Here is a 17,414-nt window from a genome sequence, read left to right as displayed (position 1 = left end):
TTTTTATCCCAGGGATCTCCTGGGGAAAAGCCCCCGGAGGTCCGGGGAGGTCCGCCCCGAGCAGGGCGGAGGGGCCGGGACACCGGCATGGCGCAACCGGAGGGGAGAGAAAGGAGCGGAGGGATGAGCTTCATCGATCTCGTCAGCGTCATCGTGTGGGACTACATGTGGGGCATGCCCCTGGTGCTGGCCATCCTGGGCACGGGGTTCTATCTGACCCTGCGCACGGGGTTCTTCCAGTTCCGCGGTTTCGGGGTGGCCATGAGACACGCCTGGAACAGCATCCTGGGACGGGGAGAAGAGCGGAGCCGCACGGGCATCCTCTCCTCCGCCGAGGCCATGAGCATGGCCCTGGGGACCACCATCGGGGTGGGGAACATCGGGGGTGTGGCCACGGCCATCGCCACGGGGGGCCCCGGGGCGGTGTTCTGGATGTGGCTCGCCGCCCTGGTGGGGATGATCATCAAGATGGGGGAGATCACCCTGGCGGTGCACTACCGCTCCCGGGACGCGGGAGGGGAGACCTACGGGGGCCCCAACTACTACATGCACAAGGGCATCGGGGTGGAACAGGGCAGGAAGGGGCTCTTCCATTTTCTGAGCGGCCTCTTCGCCTTCGGCTTCTGCACCGCCTACTTCATCAACATCCAGACCTACACGGTCTCCGAGGCCGTGGGGAACACCTTCCAGATCCCCATGACCACCGTGGGGATCGTCTACACCCTGCTTCTCTACGTCATGATCAGCGGGGGCTTCCGCACCATGGGGCGCATCGCCTCCAAGCTGGTTCCCTTCATGTGCCTCTTCTACATCGCCGCGGGGCTCTTCATCCTGGTCCGCAACGCCCCCGCCCTTCCCGCAGCGGTGGCCCTGATCTTCCAGAGCGCCTTCACGGGCAGCGCCGCCTTCGGGGGATTCCTGGGCGCCACGGTGACCCAGGCCATCAAGGTGGGGCTCTCCCGCTCCGTGTTCAGCAACGAGGCGGGCTGGGGGTCCGCCCCCATGATCCACGCCACCGCCCAGGTGGACCACCCGGTCCGCCAGGGGCTCATGGGGATCTTCGAGGTCTTCGTGGACACCTTCGTGGTGTGCAGCATCACCTGCCTGGTGATCGTCTCCTCGGGGCAATGGTCCAGCGGCCTGGACGGGGCCACCCTCACCCTTGCGGCCTTCGAGCAGGGCATCGGCCGATTCGGGCGGGTCATCCTGGCCCTGGCGGTGTTCATCTTCGGTCTCACCACCTCCAGCGGCGTCTACGCCCAGATCGAGGTGGTGGTGCGCTACCTGGTGGGGGAATCCCCCCTGAAGCGGGGCATCCTGAGCTTCTACAAGTGGACCTACCCCCTCCCCAGCCTGGCCCTGGTGTACATCGCCGTGTGGTTCGGCTACCCGGGGACGCTGATCTGGGTCTTCTCCGACGCCTCCACCGCCCTGCCCATCTTCGCCAACATCCTGGCCCTGCTGTTCCTGACCCCCCGCTTCCTGGCCCTGCTGAAGGACTACAAGGCGCGCTACCTGGGAGAAGGGGTGGTGGATCCGACCTTCCGGGTCTTCTACGAGGAGGAGGTCCCGGAAGTCCGGGACGAACGCCCCGGGAGCGCTCCCGAGGGCGAAGGCTGCACCGATCTTTCGTAACCCATCTCAAGGAGGGATTCTCATGTTCCAGAACGTCATCGTGCGCAAGCCCGCCCGCTCCCTGGTGGAGGGCATCACCTCCGCCCCGGAGCTGGGCCGTCCGGACTACGACCTGGCGGTGAAACAGCACCAGGCCTATCGCGAAGCCCTGGCGGCCTGCGGGGTGAAGGTGCGGGTGCTGGAGCCCCTGGAGGCCTACCCCGATTCGTGCTTCGTGGAGGACACGGCGGTGCTCACCCGGCACTGCGCCATCGTGAGCAACCCCGGGGCGGCCAGCCGCAACGGGGAGGCCCGGGAGATGCTTCCCACCCTCCGGGAGTTCTTCCCCCCGGAGCGGATCGAATCCATCCAGACCCCGGGCACCCTGGAGGGGGGAGACGTGATGATGGTGGGGGATCACTTCTACGTGGGTCGCTCCGCCCGGACCAACGAGGAGGGGATCCGCCAGTTCCTGGCCATCCTGAACCGGTACGGCCTCACCGGGTCGGAGGTGCCCCTGGAGAAGGTGCTGCACCTGAAGACCGGGGTGAACTACATCGAGAACGACACCCTGCTGGTGTCGGGGGAGTTCGTGGACAAGCCGGAGTTCCGGCGCTTCCGCAAGATCGTGGTGCCCCCGGAGGAGGCCTACGGGGCCAACTGCATCTGGGTGAACGACCGGGTCCTGGTGCCCCTGGGCTACCCCACGGTGGAGCGGGAGGTCCGGAAGGCGGGGTACGAGGTGCTGCTGACCGACACGTCGGAGTACCGCAAGCTGGACGGGGGGCTCTCCTGCCTCTCCCTGAGGTTCTAGGCGACAGAACGGGTTTCTCCCGACGCCCCCCTGCCCCGCCTTCCCGGTCGGGGAGGGGGCGTCGGTGTTACGAACTCAGAAAAACGTGTTACCATCCCCTCGGGTTTCCCCGAAAGGAAATGGAACATGAAACGCATCGCGTCGCTTCTCTGCGGCATCCTGGCTCTGGGGGTTCTTTCCGCCTTCCCCGCGGGGGCGGCGGAACCGGTTCTCGACGCCTTCGGCAAGCCCCTTTCCTCCCTTCCCTGGGAGCGGATCCTCTGCTCCGGGTCCGGGTGCCTCCGCCTGGCCACGTACCTGCAGGTTCAGGACCGGGCGGTGGGGGTGGAGGACATCGAACGGCGCCATCTCCCCGTGGACCCGCGACCCTACTTCCTGGCCCATCGGGAACTCCAGAAGCTGCCCCTCATCGGCGAGTTTCGGGGCTTCACCCGCCCCGAGCTGGTCCTGGCCCTGCCCCGGCAGCCCCAGGGCATCCTGAAGACGGACCCGGAAAACGGGACTCCCGCTCGAAAGCTCCAGGAGGCCACGGGCATCCCCGTCCTCCCCCTGAAGTACGGCAACCTGACGGGGCACAGGGACGACCTCTACGCCTCCCTGCGCACCCTGGGGAGGGCGACGGGCAGACAGGCCCGGGCCGAGGAGGTCATCCGCTTCACGGAACGGACCATCCAGGACCTGGCGCGGCGCACCCGGAACCTGCCCCCGCAGAGCCAGCCCCGATGCTACGTGGGAGGCGTCTCCTTCCGGGGGGCCCACGGCCCGCTCTCCACGGAAACGGACTACCCCCCCTTCGTCTTCCTGGGGGTGGACAACGTGGTGACGAAGTCGGGGGCCAAGGGAGCCACCCGGACCGACGTGAACCGGGAGGACCTGCTGCGCTGGAACCCCCGGGTCCTGTTCGTGGACCTCTCCACCCTCGGATCGCCCGCCGGGACCAGCGCCCTGGACGACCTCCGTTCCGACCCCCTGTGGCGCGATCTGGCGGCGGTGCGGGAGGGACGGGTCTACGGGGTGCTGCCCTACAACTGGTATACCCAGAACTTCGAGTGCATCCTGGCCAACGCCTATTTCGTCGGGAAGGTTCTCTTCCCCGAGCGGTTCCGAGACGTGGACCCGCGCAAGAAGGCGGACGAAATCTTCCGTTTCTTCGTGGGCAAGCCGGTCTTCGCGGAGATGGACCGTTCCTTCCAGGGACAGGCTCTGCGCCGCCTTTCCCTTCGGTGACCCTGCCCCGGCCGATCCGCTCCCCCTACGAGGCCCACGTCCGGCGCAAACAGCTCGGGCTGTGGGCTCTGGGGGGGGCTTTGTGCCTCCTCTTCCTGCTCTCCCTGCGCATCGGAGCCATCCCCCTCTCCTGGACGGAGGTCCTCCGGGCCCTCCTGGAGGAGGACGCACCCCGCCAAATGAAGCTGGTGGTCTGGAACATCCGGCTCCCCCAGGCCCTCTGCGCCCTGGCCGTGGGCTCCGGGCTCGCCATGGCGGGAGCCTGCCTTCAGACCCTCCTCCAGAACCCCCTGGCTTCGCCCTTCACCCTGGGGATCTCCCACGCCGCAGCCTTCGGGGCCGCCCTTTCGGTGATGTTCCTGGGGGGTGGCGGCATGGGCAGCACCCTGGCGGACGCCGTGGCGGTGACCCATCTGTCCCTGACGGTCACCTGCGCCTTCCTGGGGAGCCTCTTCTGCACGGGCATCCTCCTGCTCCTTTCGGGACGGCGGGGCAGCACGTCGGAGAGCATCATCCTCTCGGGGGTAGCCCTGGGAACCCTCTTCACCGCCGGGACGCTGGTGCTCCAGTTCTTCGCCGACGACAGCCAGCTGGCGGCCATGGTCTTCTGGACCTTCGGGGACCTCTCCCGGGTCCGCTGGCCTTCCCTCGTCCTGATGGGGCTGGTGGTCTCGGCGACGGGGGGGTTCTTCCTCCTCCACCGCTGGCACTACAACGCCCTCGCCGCGGGGGAGGAAACCGCCGCCTCCCTGGGCGTCCCGGTGCGGAGGGTTCGTCTGGGGGGGATGCTGGCCTCGGCCCTGGTGACCTCCGCCGTGGTGGCCTTCGTGGGGGTCATCGGCTTCGTGGGGCTTTTGGGTCCCCACCTGCTCCGGGGCCTGCTGGGGGACGACCACCGCTACCTTCTTCCCGGCTCCGCCCTCCTGGGGTCCCTGATCCTCCTGCTGGCGGACCTGGGGGCGCGCACCTTCCTGGCCCCCCGCATCCTCCCGGTCTCCGTGGTCACGTCGTTCCTGGGCGTGCCCCTGTTCCTCTTCCTGGTCCTCCGGAAAAACGCCCTATGATCCTCCAGGCCGAAGGACTGGACTTCCGCTACCCTCCCCGAGAGGTGCTCCGGCAGATCTCCCATCGGGTCCACCCCGGAGAGATGCTGGTGCTGCTGGGCCCCAACGGCTCCGGCAAGACCACCCTCCTCCGGTGCCTGGACGGCCTCTTGAGCCCCCACGGGGGGACCGTTCTCCTAGGGGACCGCCCCCTGGACCGATTGGGGGCAAAGGACGTCGCCCGGACCCTGGGGTACGTCCCCCAGCGGTCCGAACCCCGTCGCCTGGCGGTGTACGACGCGGTGCTCCTGGGACGCCTCCCCCATATCCGGGGACGGATCAGCCGGCGGGACCACGAAGCGGTGGAACGAGCATTGGAGGACCTGGGACTTCAGTCCCTGGCCCTGAGGTCCCTGGACGAGATGAGCGGCGGGGAGGCCCAGAAGGTACTCCTGGCCCGGGCGCTGGCCCAGGAACCGCGCATCCTCCTTCTGGACGAGCCCACCAGCAACCTGGACCTGCGCAACCAGGTGGAAATCCTCCAGCTCCTCCGCCGCTGCGCCGCGGAGCGGGACCTAGGGGTCATCCTCACCCTCCACGACCTGAACACCGCCTTCCGCTACGGAGACCGGTTCCTCTTCCTCAAGAAGGGCCGGGTGCGCCACCTGCTGACCCGGGAGGAGATCTCCGCCCCCGTGCTGGAGGAGGTCTACGACCTTCCGGTCCAGCTGGCCCGGTTCGGGGGCTTCCCCGTGGTCGTCCCCTTCCGGACCTGACGCCTCCCCTATTTTCGGGGCATCTCCGTCTCGAAACAGGCCTCGCAGAGCACCCGACCCCGACGGAGCCGGGCGTGGGTCTCCATGACCTTCTCCCCGCAGGCGGCGCAGACCACCGAAGGCTCCATGGGGGCCACCGGCGGCACCGGTTCCGTCGTCTCCTTCCGCTCGAAGAGTTCCTCCAGGGGCAACTCCAGGATCCGGCGGGCCCGGGCCGCCCGCAGCTCCCCCAGCCGGGCCTCCTGCTCCGCCGTTCGGCAGGGATTCTCCCTCAGGGTCCGGGTCTCCTCCTCCGCCGGGTCCGGCAGAGTCCGGGCCACCAGGCGCAGGGACACCCCATCCCCCCTCCGGTAGAACGAGAAAGCCACCTTGCCCCGGTTGCGGATCAGCAGGTTTCCCTTGCCCGCAGTGCAGCTCAACAGAACCTGCAGGGCGTCCACGCCGCACATGTCCGTCTCCGCCACCGTCACCACGTCCTCGTCCCCCGCGCACCCCACCTCCCGCAGGGCCCACTCCGCCGCCCGAAGCCCCCAGGCCAGGCCGGGACACCAGTGGCCGTGGAACTCCTCGGCCCGCCGGATCTGTTCTTCCGTAAGCGTCGTGCTCAGAAAAACCACCTCCCTTTCATCCGTAAGCCTACCACGGGGGCGAGATGGTACGATGGGACCGCGTCGCATCCTTGCGAAGGGCGGTGGAACCATGTACGCGCTGATGCCTCTCCTCTTCGTCCTGGGGATCCTGGGGGTGGCCTTCGAGGAACGCCTCCGGGTGAACAAGGCCGCCACGGCCCTGGGGCTGTGCATCCTCCTCTGGGGGGTGCTCCTGGTGGACGCCACGGGGATCTTCGGAAACCACCCCAATCCGGTGATCGCCCGGCTCATCCAGGGCTTCCCCAACTTCGCGGCCCTGCCCTTCCACGACCAGGTGTACCAGTTCACCGAGTTCGCCCTGACCCAACACCTGGGGGACGTGTCGGGGACCCTGTTCTTCGTCCTGGGCTCCATGGCCATCATCAACCTGGTGGACACCCACGGGGGCTTCCAGGCCCTCTCGGGGCGCCTCACCGCCCGGAACCAGCGAAAACTCCTCTGGACGGCCTCCGGGGTCGCCTTCTTCCTCTCCGCCCTGCTGGGCAACCTGGCCACGGTGATCGTCATGGTGGCCATCCTGCGCAAGCTGGTGCCGGACCGGGACACCCGGCTGGTGCACGCCTGCATGCTGGTCATCGCCGCCAACGCAGGAGGGGCCTGGTCCCCCATCGGGGACGTGACCACCCTGCTGCTGTGGACCGGGGAAAACCTCACGGCGGGGCACCAGGTGGTCCACGTGCTCCCCTCCAGCCTGGCCATGCTGCTGGTGCCCCTGGCCCTGGCCACCTTCCAGCTGCCCCAGGACGCCCCGGTGGCCCGGACGACCCCGGAGGCGGACGGGCGAATTTCCCGGCGCGCCCGGGACGTGGTCCTCCTGACGGCCCTCCTGTCCCTGGCCCTGGTGCCGGTGCTCCAGAGCGTCCTGGAACTGCCCGCCTTCATGGGGGTGCTGCTGGGACTGGTGGTCCTGTGGGTCTACACGGACCGGCTCTACTGGCACTGCCCGGAGGAGGAGATGCAGGCCCTTCGGGTGGGGGGGTCCTTCTCCCGGGTGGACATGACCACGGTGCTCTTCTTCCTGGGGATCCTCATGGCCGTGGGGGCCCTGGAGACGGCGGGACAGTTGGGAGACCTGTCGAAGCTCCTCAACGCCTGGTTCCCCCGACCCGAGACCATCGCCTTCGTCCTGGGAATCTGCTCGTCCTTCCTGGACAACGTGGCCCTGGTGGCGGGGACCATGGGCATGTACCCCGTGGCCCACACGGGAGCCTTCGCCGCCAACGGGGTCTTCTGGACCTTCCTGGCCTACTGCGCCGTCACCGGAGGCAGCCTGCTCATCATCGGCTCCGCCTCGGGGGTCACGGTGATGGGCCTGGAGAAGATCCCCTTCTCCTACTACCTGAAGCGCTTCTCCCCCCTGGCTTTTCTGGGCTACCTAGCTGGCGCGGGGGTGTTCTTTCTGGTGAATTGAAGGGACAAAGTGCTCCCTGAGGCTCCTTTCCAGCACCTTCCTCTTATTGAGAGGCAGGCATCTGTCTTCACTCCAGAATTATCCAATCTGCTTCCGCAGCATGACCAGGTCGTCGTTCAACCCGTGGCGGAGAAGATCGAGTCTGGATGACGCGGCCACAAGGCTTTCGGCTTGAACCAGCCTGATCCGGAACGGAAAGAGGCTCGGGCTGGCGATCAGATCTTTCAGCGGAGCGGAACCGCTTGCCCGAGCGTGGAGAGATGCTTCTGCCAACCAAGCGATCCGTCGAGAATCCTCAACGGCCAGCGTTATCCCGGCGGAATAGACACCTTTTGCGCCGGTCTCCTGAAGCACACCCCAGTCCAGGTACGAACGCAGCACGCGGCGGGCCGCTCGGAAAACCGTCTCCCGTTCGCCGTATTGCTCGCGGATCCGGCGCTGAAGATGCATCGCAGCAACAGAACCCTGAAGCCGCAGAAGACGACCGGTTTGGATGGCAACCTCCGACCAGAACGGGTAGGCAGCCATGACCATCCCCCAGTGAACGGCCAGATGATCGCGTCGAGGAACACCTTTGAGGAGTTCCAGACCTTCGACGCGCAACGGCTCAAGCTCCCTCGGAACCGAAAACCACGTCTTCAGGAGAATCGTGATGATTTTCTCCCGATTGCCTCGTTCGGCCTGGCCTCCTACGGACACCTTATCCTTCAGCAGCTCCTGCAAGGCATCCTTGACAGAAGCCTTGTCGTTCCCTGCCAGGACCAGGTTGGCCGTCTGCTCAAGCCATTCCAGACGTACCCGCTGACTGAATCCGATCTGGTCGATCCCCCTGGTCATTCGCTCCGCCTCTCGATCTGGACAAGAGGGACGATGAGTTCCTCCACGGAAACCCCTCCGTGGCTCACCGTGTGCTGCCTTTCTTGGACAAACGCCTGCCGAGCAGGGGCCAGCAGAGCAAAGAAATCCTCCGGGAGCCCCGCGGTTCCCCATTCCAACGCCGCAGGGAAGCGCTCCTTCACTTTGCCGCGAAGGACCGCGTCGGGATAGACGCGGACTCGTTCTCCGCGGAGATCCGCCACAGCCCCTTCGGAGGGACGACCACAACCGATAGCCTCTACGTTGCCGTGATCGGAAGTCAGATAGACGCGAAAACCTCGATCCAAGAGCAAATTGAGGAGTGCGTTCAGGTACGGCTGCTTGGCCCATTGGCACACCTGGTTGTGCATCCCGGCGGTACCCATTTCCATCCCGTGCATGATCTTGTCGACCTTGTCCACAACCAGCCCGGCGACCCTTGCCCGGGGATGAGAAAGCGCCTCGGAAAGGTTCTCCAGCCCAGCGTCCCCCAGCCCTTTGAGGTAGACAACCTCATGGGGCATAAGCCCCTGATCCGCCCAAAACTGCGCCCAGAGAGATGGCTCCTTGTCCGTGGTCTGGATACTGTCCGGGAAAAAGAGCGGCGCCTTGCCAGAGAAGGTCGCCTGTCGCGAGACAGAGGTGAGAGACGGGGCCCAGGCAAAGACTGCCTGCTCTCGGAATCGCAGTCCTGGCTGTTTTGAGGCAAGTGCTTCCCGGACCACCAGCCATTGGTCCAAGGCAAGGCCGTCCACCACGATCAGTGCCATCTTGGCGGTGCGGTCTTCTCCCATTTGGCGGGCAAGAAACCGCGGGAGGTGATGCAACATGACCGGAGGCACCGGTGGCAGATTGACAAGCCCCGCATACCTCTTAAAGAGCCAACCTGCAAAACCGGCATCCACCTGTGCCTGCAAGGCCCGGATGCGTTCGCTCGTCATTTCGGGAATCGCCTCGGCCGGATCGTGCGCCAGCAGGATCGCCTCCGCCCATCCGCGGGCAAAGTGGAACCAATCCGTGTGCTTCGCGTCCTCGGCCGGAATGGACACCTCCAGATTGTCGATCAGCTTGCCCAGACGACGGAACCTGTCTTCGAAGGGAACGGTCCGAACTCCAATGGCCACCCACGTTTTCGACAGGGTGTCCGCATGCTCGTGGGGAACGGAGTGCAGCAGCCCCTCAACGAAGAGATTGTCGATGTAGACCCGGACATCATGATGGTCGAAGGGAAGTGCGACAGGCCCGTGGATGGAGAACTCCTGGGGATCTTTCTTTTGGCAAACCCTGGATGTCCCGATGGCGGCTTCCCGATCCAGGAAAACCGGCCAGCGCTCCTGGAGAAAGGCGAAAAAAACCTCCCGATCCGGGACCAGCGTCTCGAGGGGCCAATCGTCGAAGACGTTGTTCTGGCGCAGAAGCTGGAGGAAGCGCCCATCGAGATCCGCCGGGATTCTCTGTCCGCGGTAGTGACGACGCAGCAGCACCCGCAGGAGGTCCGATGGCTGTTTGATCAGCTCGGGCGCGATTTCAAAGACGTGCCGGAGGACGAACTCCTTCGTCGCGTTCTCGCCCAGGAGACCGGGGACATGCCGTTGTTGCGCCTCATACAAAGCGTCCAGATCCCCGCGATCCAAAGCAGCCACAACCGGATAGCTCAGATTCGGGAAGAGGTCGCCCAGGCTGAAGGAAAGCCTGCGCCCTGCCTGAAGGAGGTCGTAGGGCACCCCTCCGAGGTCGCTGCCCTGGGAGCGCAACACGACGACCAGGTCCGTGTGCTCGCCCCGGTCCCAGCGGGAGCGGAACTTCGACTCGTAAGCGTAACGGAACGCGATGGGATCTTCAAACGGGATCAGCTCGAATCCCCGCTCGCGGATGCCTTCGAGAATCCCTTCTTCGAGGAGGAGTCCGTCCGGATCGGCCACCAGGGTCAAACGGACGACCTTCGGGGTGAATTCCCCCAGGATTTGATCGCGCCAGCTACTCATGGACACCACCCTTCACCTGGCACACAAGCAACGATACCCTGTCCGGATAAATGGGGACTTTGGGAGGTCACGCGCACCTGATCGTTGGCCAGGATTCCAATTTGGGCGGTTTCTCCTCATCCCAGAACATCTGAGCTTGATAACCCGACAGAGCTATCCGCGCCCAAGGCCATAACACCATCCGACAATATTCAAATATTGTATTTCTTTTTCCATCGATCAACCGGCTTTGACTGAATATCCCTCAGAAAACTATTCATTTGGCCCATGTCTCGCCCTTCTCGGTCAACCAGGCCCTTCCTTCGAATACGATTGTGTATCAGCATATAACACTCTGCGTAGAATTTTTTTACATTTTCCGGGTAGGTTTCGCGATAACCACCGTCGATTTCCAGAAATTTTTTGGAACAAAACACAATCAAGTCCGACAACTGAACCATTGGGTTCTTTTTAGAATCTATAGGGTAGCTAAACTCCACAATCCACTTAATACGACGGGATACAGGTCCTTCAAAACGTCTTATCCGGGTAATTCGCTCAATTTCGGCATGATACTGGTCTTTTGCATCGATGATGAGCATACCGCGAGCTGATTGACCAAGTTTTGTCTTCAAAAACCAATTGATGTACGTCATTAGGTAATCGTATGCCAAATAATAGGGTGTTTTGGTATTGTAGGGCATCTCCACGCCGCAGGAAATAGAATTCAACTTAGACTTATCTATGGCGTACAAGTGGACATCGTGGCTACGTCCAGCCAATAAACCAAGGATATCCTTCGCGAGTTTGTTTCGACGCTCTCTCTCATGACCTTCAAAATGCCCATCTCCATTTGGAGAAAGCAGTTGCGTTGCGTGTAATTCAAAATTACCAGGAATTGCTCCACCAAAATAACTCTTAATTATCGCCACCATCGCCTCTTGCGTGGAGTTCCAGCCTTCATCGCGCACGCTTATGCCACCAAGGACAAATATAGGTTGTTCTTGGTTTGTGAAGTCACATCCGGTACAACCAGCCTCGTCCAAATAATAAAAGTGCATGCTTCACGCCTCCTCCGAGCGGGTGACTGCCTGGTCGTACCACATGAGGAGCTTGGGGTCTTCCTGGAGGACGCTCTCGGGAATCTTGCCGGCCACGGCGACGATGACGGCGTAATCGCGTTCCTGCCAGGCTTTCTTGAATCCCGCCCGAACCGCCTCGTGGCGGAACTGCCTGAGCTTCTTCGTGCCGGGGGACTTGTACGCGTCGAACTCCCGGAGCAGCGACCGTTCCCGGAGCTTCTCCAGGGAACCTCTACAAAACCCGTTTTTCGAACCGCTTTTGCGTGCAACAGACGGGGTGCACCCCCATGTAGGCTCTGCTGGGGCTCGGCTCTCCCCCTGGAGGGCTTTTCCCAGGGATCAGGGGCCACTCTTGCCCCTCAGGCCCATACGTAGACCTGCGTCACCAAGTAGGTGAAGCGCTGGAGGTTGTAGATCAGGTTGCGAAGGCCGATGCGGGCCTTTGCTCGGGCCAGGCCGATGCTGCGCAGCAGAAGGGTCCCCGCCTGCTGTTTCTGGGCCGCAAAGATGTGTTCCACCCGGCTGCGGGTTCGAGATCGGGTGCGGTTGCCCTGTTTCTCCCATCCGGTCAGGGGGTGCCCCGAGGTCCCCTTCCTCTGGATGTGCTCCCGGTACCCCTCCTGGCGCAGGTACTCCAGGTGGGAAGCGGAACGGTAGGCCGCATCTGCCCAGACGTCTTTGCTGGTGTTCCCGGGATCCAGCAATTCCTTGAAAACCTGGCTGTCGTGCACCGAGGCGGGGGTGACGGCATAACGCCGAATGAGTTTGCAGGAGACGTCCGCCTCGATGTGGTTCTTGTACCCGAAGGTGCTCTTGCCGTTCTTCACAGTCCATCTCGCTTCGGTGTCCTTCTGGCGAGACTTGGCTTCGCTCCATTCCTGGGGTGGGTTGCCTTCCCGAATCTGTCGGTTCTCCTCCCGGCTGTTTCTCTGGATGGGGACGCTGACCAGGGAGGCATCCACGATCTGTCCCTTCCGGGCCTCCAACCCCATCTGGCGAAGGGCTTCATCGAACCGGGCGAAGAGGAGTTCCACCAGACCCGCTTGGGTCAACTGTTCCCGAAACAGCCACAGCGTCTTGGCGTCGGGGACCCGGTCCTCCAGGGAAAGATCGCAGAAGCGCTGGAAGGAGAGGCGGTCTCGAATCTGGTATTCCATGGCGTCGTCCGACAGGTTGTACAAGGACTGGAGCACCAGGATCTTGAACATCAACAGGGGGTCGAAGGGTTTGCGACCCGCAGGGGAGTCGGTGGTCCGCAGGCTCTCCCGGAAGGCCCGAAGGGGTTCTTCGAAAATACGCCAGTCCACCGTCTCCGCAAGGGTCACCAAGGGATCCTTACCCTTGTCCAGTCGCTGATAGGCCATCTCTTCGAAGAACAGTTTCCCCTGGCGCATCTTCTCAGGACCACCTCTCCTGGTGGGCTTCGGTGTTTCTTCTCCCGGGAGACTCCCGATTGGTTCAGTGTACTACCCTTGATGGGGCTCCTTCAGTCGCAGATGGTCGGATTTCTAGAGGCGCCCTCCAGATCTCTGGCCTTGTTGGGGTCGGGCACATACCAACGGTCCTTGGCCTTGGTGCGGAGGTTCTCGTCGTCCTTGGGGAGGTTGCGAAGCTCTTTGAAATTCGACGAGAGGTAGCCATGGATCGAGTTTGGCACCTCTCCCTTGCCGTCATAGCGAAGAAAGTTTTGTTCCAGCAGCTCGGAGAGCTCCAACGGCTTCTCGTGCTTTTGCCAGCCGCCGATCTCTTTGAGGAACTGCGGATGGAGTTCCTGGAAGGTCTGGGGCTTGTTCAGAAGCTGCTGCCGGAGCCACTGGATGGCCGAAGACTCGTCGATGACGAAAAACTGGAGCTGCAAGACCTCCCGGACGGTCAGCCGCTTTTTGTCGTACTCGGCGGTCTGCTCGGGAAGAAAGTACATGCGGTCCCGCTCAGAAAAGCGCTGGGGCAGCCCGGCATAGAACTCCGCCGCGGACAGGGGCACGGTGACGCCGCGCTGGACGTGGAAGGCCACCATGCGGTCGAAGAGCAGGTAATTCTGGCGTTCGGCAACCACTTCGGCCAGACCGTCCCGGGATACAAACACCGGCAGTTGGCGCAGATGGGTGCGGACGAAGTCCCAGACCCCGTTCTCCGTCCCCGCCTCCAGCTTGAATCGGTCTTCCAGCCCCCCGTTGGGTTTGTAGGCGGAAATGACGAGATCCTGCTTGACCGAACCTGTTGCGACAGCCTGGTTGAACGAGCCTTGTTGCTTATCCAGGACCCGGACGTCGGCGACGACGAATCCGGCAACTTGCAGAGACTCCTGAATGGCGGTCCAGACCGCGTTACGGGAGTTGTGAAACACCACGGTCATCCATCGTCCCGGTTTCAGCACACGACAATACTCCGCAAAGCATCGGCGCATGAGTCCCTGGTATTCGGAAAGCCCCTTTTTCTGGTGGGGGCTGACGATGGCTTCCTGCTCCATGTTGGTGAAGCATCGATGGAAGGATTCGACGAGGAAATTCAATTCTCCGTAGGCCAGATTATCTCCGAAAGGTGGGTCAGTGAAGATGTAGTCGATTCCTTCATCCGGCACTCTAAGACAAGTTGCTGTGTTCGTAGAAATCCCAGTATTTCCCTGCATCGAGGAGAAGTTTGTGAACGTCTTGGCAATTCGCTCCCCACGAGCAGCTATCGCATACCACGGCGATAATTCACAATTTTGAGAGGGTAAGTAATATACCCCCGGCAAATATTTGTTAACCTGCTTATATCCTTGCGGTTGGTATCTATTAAGCACGGATGTTGTCCATATCGCCTGCTCCACAAAGAACAGCAACATATTCCGCATTCTCGCGTCGGGATGCGCAATGGCCTTGCGCCAAAGCAGGGCTAATGCGTGGGCGGCCCGGGGCAGGAACAGATGATGGACGTGGGTGAAGGAAGCGGTGCCCGCACGCCATTTATCCCCCCAATTCTCTTCGTCTTCCGGGGCGTGCATCATCCGGTCGGTAGGCAATTCCTGCGGGAAAGGCAGTTCTTCAATCTTCTTGAGAACCTTCAGGTCGAATGCATCCGGGACCTTTTCATGTCGCTTTTTCCCCATCCCATACGAGATCAGCGACGGCCGCCGTTTCGGGGTGCGAATGGTTGTATGGGATTGAGGATCGAGGCGCGTTTCCACACAACGCTCCAGGCGCTTCTTGGTCAATTCGCTCCCGCAGTGGGGGCACGGAAAGGTTTCCCGGACGCGCTTGGTCTCGTCGTCGAGGGCTTCGTCCAGGAAAACCACTTCCCCCGAGCAGTCGGGACAGGTGAACACCTCGCTCCAGACGGTGTACTCGACGGTGCCGAACGCCGAGGGCCGAGAAGCGAGAAGGAAACGGATTTCTTCCGTCGTCCGGCAGGCATCGAGCGCTTTGGCCCAGGTTTCCGGCGATTCGCCGGTCGCCCCTTTTTCATCGGTCCGGAGCGTCCGGTACATCCATCCGATTTCGCTTTCCACTTCATCGAGGATCCGTCTTCCCGCGCGGGCGAACTCCCGGACGTCAAAGGGCAGGGTGTAGTTGGCGGCGATGAACGTCGCGGCGGGGGACAGGTCGTTCAGCACGACTCTGCGTGAACCAAGCTTCGAAACGGGTTTCCAGTCCGCCTCGCCGTTTTCGGCAGCCTCCCGCCGCAGGATGGTTCCGTCGTCGTCCACCCGGTAGCCCAGCGATTCGACCACCCCCCGGTGGCTGCACATCTGCGCGGCCACCCCCGTCATGCCCGAACCGCAAAACCCGTCCAAAACCACATCCCCCGGTTCGGTGTAGTGCAGAATGGACGGCATGATCGCCAGATGGGGCACCTTCGTGTGGTACGAATGGGCCTTGTAGATGGGGTCCGTCTTTCCCTCGCTCACATCCACGGCGAAGGGCTCCCGGCGGTAGGGCGTGCTCGGGTCGTAGGGCTTGCCGTAGTGGCTGACGAAGTCGGCAATCCAGGGGTTCGGGCAGGCGGTGTAGTAGGGCGGATCGGACAGCGCCAGGATGTCCTCGTCCGAGCCGATGGGGAATCCTTCGCCCTTTCGGAACTCCGGTTCCTGGAGTTTCTCCCGCAGAAGGGCAAGGAAGTGCTTTCGCCGCGCCTCATCGCTGGGAAACGTCATGCCCAGGCATTCCACAGATCCCGAATCGCTCGCGGATGGGGACGTTTGAAAGAGATCGCTCTGGTTGTTGGGATCGTTCTTCATGACTTCCCCTTCATTCCCGGGATTTCGATGCACTCGCCATACACTCGTGCAAAGCAACGATAACACATATGCATAGCTTATGGTTCTCGTGTATAGAGCGCATGGCGCCTTTCCCCCTGCTTGCGGATCTTCCCTTGTTGGGCGAGACGATGAAGCAGGTAGTAGGCCTGGGGACCCGTCAACCGGCACAACTCCATCGCCTCGCCCCGTTTGATGGAACCATGTTTCCCGATGTAGGCCAGCACCATCTGCTCCTGCTGGAGGGAATCGAAACCGGCCTGTCGGACATAGGCTGCCTTCTGACCGGTTTTCTTGTAAACCTTGGCACCAAGCATATAGGATCGTCCGCGCCCCGTGCCCTGCGCTTCGATCATCCCGGCCTCCAACAGCTTTTCAAGGGTAGCGCGCGTCGAGGATTCCGGTTTCTGGGTGCTTGCGGCCAAATCGGCTGTGGTGAGGCGGCGTTCCTGATGCAACCGGGAAAGGATGATCAAGCTATCGAGGGGCATCGACCCATTGGTGCGCGACTCATAGGCAAGGACCATCTCAAGAAAAGAGGGATCCCCATCGGCGCGAGACATGCACAACGCCACGGAAAAAGCGTCCGACATGGAGTAGTCCGGCTCCGGTCGGCCATAACGCAGCATCCCTTCATAAATCCGGTCGATGCCTCGTCCGGTGCGTTCGGCCAGGCCGATTCTTTTGACCACATCGACCAGGATAGGATTCCGGGAGCGCGGCGGTGCCACCAGCAGATTGTGCAGGGTCACGCCTTCGATGAACCCTCCCGGACTGACAATGGCGAGACCGTCGTCATCCAGCCGCACGTGCACGGCACCCAATCGCGCATAGTCCCGATGGACCAGCGCATTGACGAACCCTTCCCGAAAGGCCCGGCGGTCATAGTTGGGGATGGGTACCCGAAAAAGGCCGACTTGGATTTCCTGTTCCACAACCCGGGCCTTGAAACGCAGCTCCACTTCCTCGAAGGTTTGCAGAAGGGGTTTGCGGAAGAACTCGTTGACGTGGACCCCTGTCCCCTCCAGGACCTGAAAGGCGACTTCGTGGGCGGGAATATGCCGACGGATCGTTTCTTCGTGCCCCAGAAGGAGCAACCCCGCAACGGTCGGGCGGCGAACCCCCTCCACGACCGTCACAAGCCCCAATGCCCCGTCCAGTTCTTCGTCGGCCAAAGGCAGGAGCGTCGTATCACCGCCGTAGCGGCGGATGGCTTCGCGTATGCGTTGTCGTTCAAGGGGGTTCAGGTCTTCGGCGCTGAGGGACACCAGAGGCATGGCCGAGGGATCAACCAACCCCAAGCTGGCCTGGCGCTGGATAAACTCGTGAGGGTAAAAGGGCACGGCCTCGGGGCTGCCGGAAGCCATGAGGCGGCGACGCACCACGAGTCCGTCCGTGGTTGACACGATGGAACGAGACTTCGGCACGGTGATGGCGAGAATCCTCGTCTCGTCCCGCTCGATGATTTCCGTGGAGATGGCTACCGATGGGCTGGTGCGGTTGGCGATCAGCGCCTTGAGTCCCGTGGTATCTCGATGACTGGGCTGAACGCCCGTAACGCTTCCGTCATCCTCGACTCCCAAAAGAATCAGTCCACCTTCGGTATTGGCCATGGCCACCACCGCCGCCACAAGATCGCGATCCGGCAACCTCTTGGTGTCGCTTTTAAACTCGGTTATCAGGGTCTCTCCCCGATCCAGGATCGTCTTGATTTCGTGTTCGCTCCTGTCCATGGGAAATC

General features: G+C 62.7%; 13 protein-coding genes. 6 read left to right on the top strand and 7 right to left on the bottom strand.

What is annotated here, in order from left to right; genetic code table 11:
• Window positions 1-123 precede the first annotated feature (123 nt).
• The 5 genes from APAU_RS00590 (at window position 124) to APAU_RS00570 (ending at window position 5,474) form a co-directional block, all read left to right on the top strand.
• Complete coding sequence (locus tag APAU_RS00590; RefSeq protein WP_006299698.1) at window positions 124-1,635, top strand: alanine/glycine:cation symporter family protein; 1,512 nt, start codon at window positions 124-126, stop codon at window positions 1,633-1,635.
• Between the two features lie 22 nt (window positions 1,636-1,657).
• Window positions 1,658-2,428, top strand: a complete 771-nt coding sequence (locus APAU_RS00585) for a dimethylarginine dimethylaminohydrolase family protein (protein WP_006299697.1) — start codon at window positions 1,658-1,660, stop codon at window positions 2,426-2,428.
• A gap of 126 nt (window positions 2,429-2,554) precedes the next feature.
• Window positions 2,555-3,655 carry an ABC transporter substrate-binding protein gene (locus APAU_RS00580; protein WP_006299696.1) on the top strand — a complete coding sequence of 367 codons (1,101 nt, stop codon included), beginning with the start codon at window positions 2,555-2,557 and terminating at the stop codon, window positions 3,653-3,655.
• Entirely contained in the window at window positions 3,652-4,719 is a 1,068-nt protein-coding gene (locus APAU_RS00575; protein ID WP_006299695.1) for a FecCD family ABC transporter permease, read from the top strand. The genes APAU_RS00580 and APAU_RS00575 overlap by 4 nt, the downstream gene beginning before the upstream one ends.
• Window positions 4,716-5,474 (top strand): ABC transporter ATP-binding protein, encoded by a 759-nt coding sequence (locus APAU_RS00570; protein ID WP_006299694.1) that lies wholly within the window; start codon window positions 4,716-4,718, stop codon window positions 5,472-5,474. Before APAU_RS00575 ends, APAU_RS00570 begins: the two co-directional genes overlap by 4 nt.
• An 8-nt stretch (window positions 5,475-5,482) precedes the next feature.
• Here the strand turns inward: APAU_RS00570 and APAU_RS14435 are convergent, their stop codons facing one another.
• Window positions 5,483-6,091 (bottom strand): FmdE family protein, encoded by a 609-nt coding sequence (locus APAU_RS14435; protein WP_006299693.1) that lies wholly within the window; start codon window positions 6,089-6,091, stop codon window positions 5,483-5,485.
• A gap of 82 nt (window positions 6,092-6,173) precedes the next feature.
• Between APAU_RS14435 and nhaD the strand changes: the two genes are divergently transcribed.
• Window positions 6,174-7,535 (top strand): sodium:proton antiporter NhaD, encoded by a 1,362-nt coding sequence (nhaD, locus tag APAU_RS00560; RefSeq protein WP_006299691.1) that lies wholly within the window; start codon window positions 6,174-6,176, stop codon window positions 7,533-7,535.
• A 78-nt stretch (window positions 7,536-7,613) separates the two neighbouring features.
• On the opposite strand, the gene APAU_RS00555 is transcribed toward nhaD, so the two are convergent.
• From APAU_RS00555 to APAU_RS00535, 6 genes are all read right to left on the bottom strand, one after another.
• Window positions 7,614-8,372, bottom strand: a complete 759-nt coding sequence (locus tag APAU_RS00555) for a hypothetical protein (protein ID WP_006299690.1) — start codon at window positions 8,370-8,372, stop codon at window positions 7,614-7,616.
• Window positions 8,369-10,375 (bottom strand): BREX-3 system phosphatase PglZ, encoded by a 2,007-nt coding sequence (gene pglZ / locus APAU_RS00550; RefSeq protein WP_006299689.1) that lies wholly within the window; start codon window positions 10,373-10,375, stop codon window positions 8,369-8,371. Before pglZ ends, APAU_RS00555 begins: the two co-directional genes overlap by 4 nt.
• Before the next feature lie 191 nt (window positions 10,376-10,566).
• A complete protein-coding gene (locus tag APAU_RS12825) occupies window positions 10,567-11,415 on the bottom strand; it encodes a DUF3800 domain-containing protein (protein WP_006299688.1) in 849 nt (282 codons plus the stop codon).
• 380 nt (window positions 11,416-11,795) lie between these two features.
• A complete protein-coding gene (locus APAU_RS00545) occupies window positions 11,796-12,830 on the bottom strand; it encodes an IS5 family transposase (protein ID WP_006299687.1) in 1,035 nt (344 codons plus the stop codon).
• 92 nt (window positions 12,831-12,922) lie between these two features.
• Window positions 12,923-15,655, bottom strand: coding sequence for a DNA methyltransferase (locus APAU_RS00540; RefSeq protein WP_050792441.1), 2,733 nt, complete (start codon window positions 15,653-15,655; stop codon window positions 12,923-12,925).
• A gap of 77 nt (window positions 15,656-15,732) precedes the next feature.
• The gene (locus APAU_RS00535) at window positions 15,733-17,406 is read right to left on the bottom strand and encodes an ATP-binding protein (protein WP_006299686.1); all 1,674 of its coding nucleotides are present in this window, start codon (window positions 17,404-17,406) and stop codon (window positions 15,733-15,735) included.
• Window positions 17,407-17,414: the final 8 nt, after the last annotated feature.

The sequence above is a fragment of the Aminomonas paucivorans DSM 12260 genome (assembly GCF_000165795.1).
Classification (GTDB): domain Bacteria; phylum Synergistota; class Synergistia; order Synergistales; family Synergistaceae; genus Aminomonas; species Aminomonas paucivorans.
Note: the sequence above shows the minus strand (reverse complement) of the source record. Positions and strands in the feature narration are given on the sequence as shown.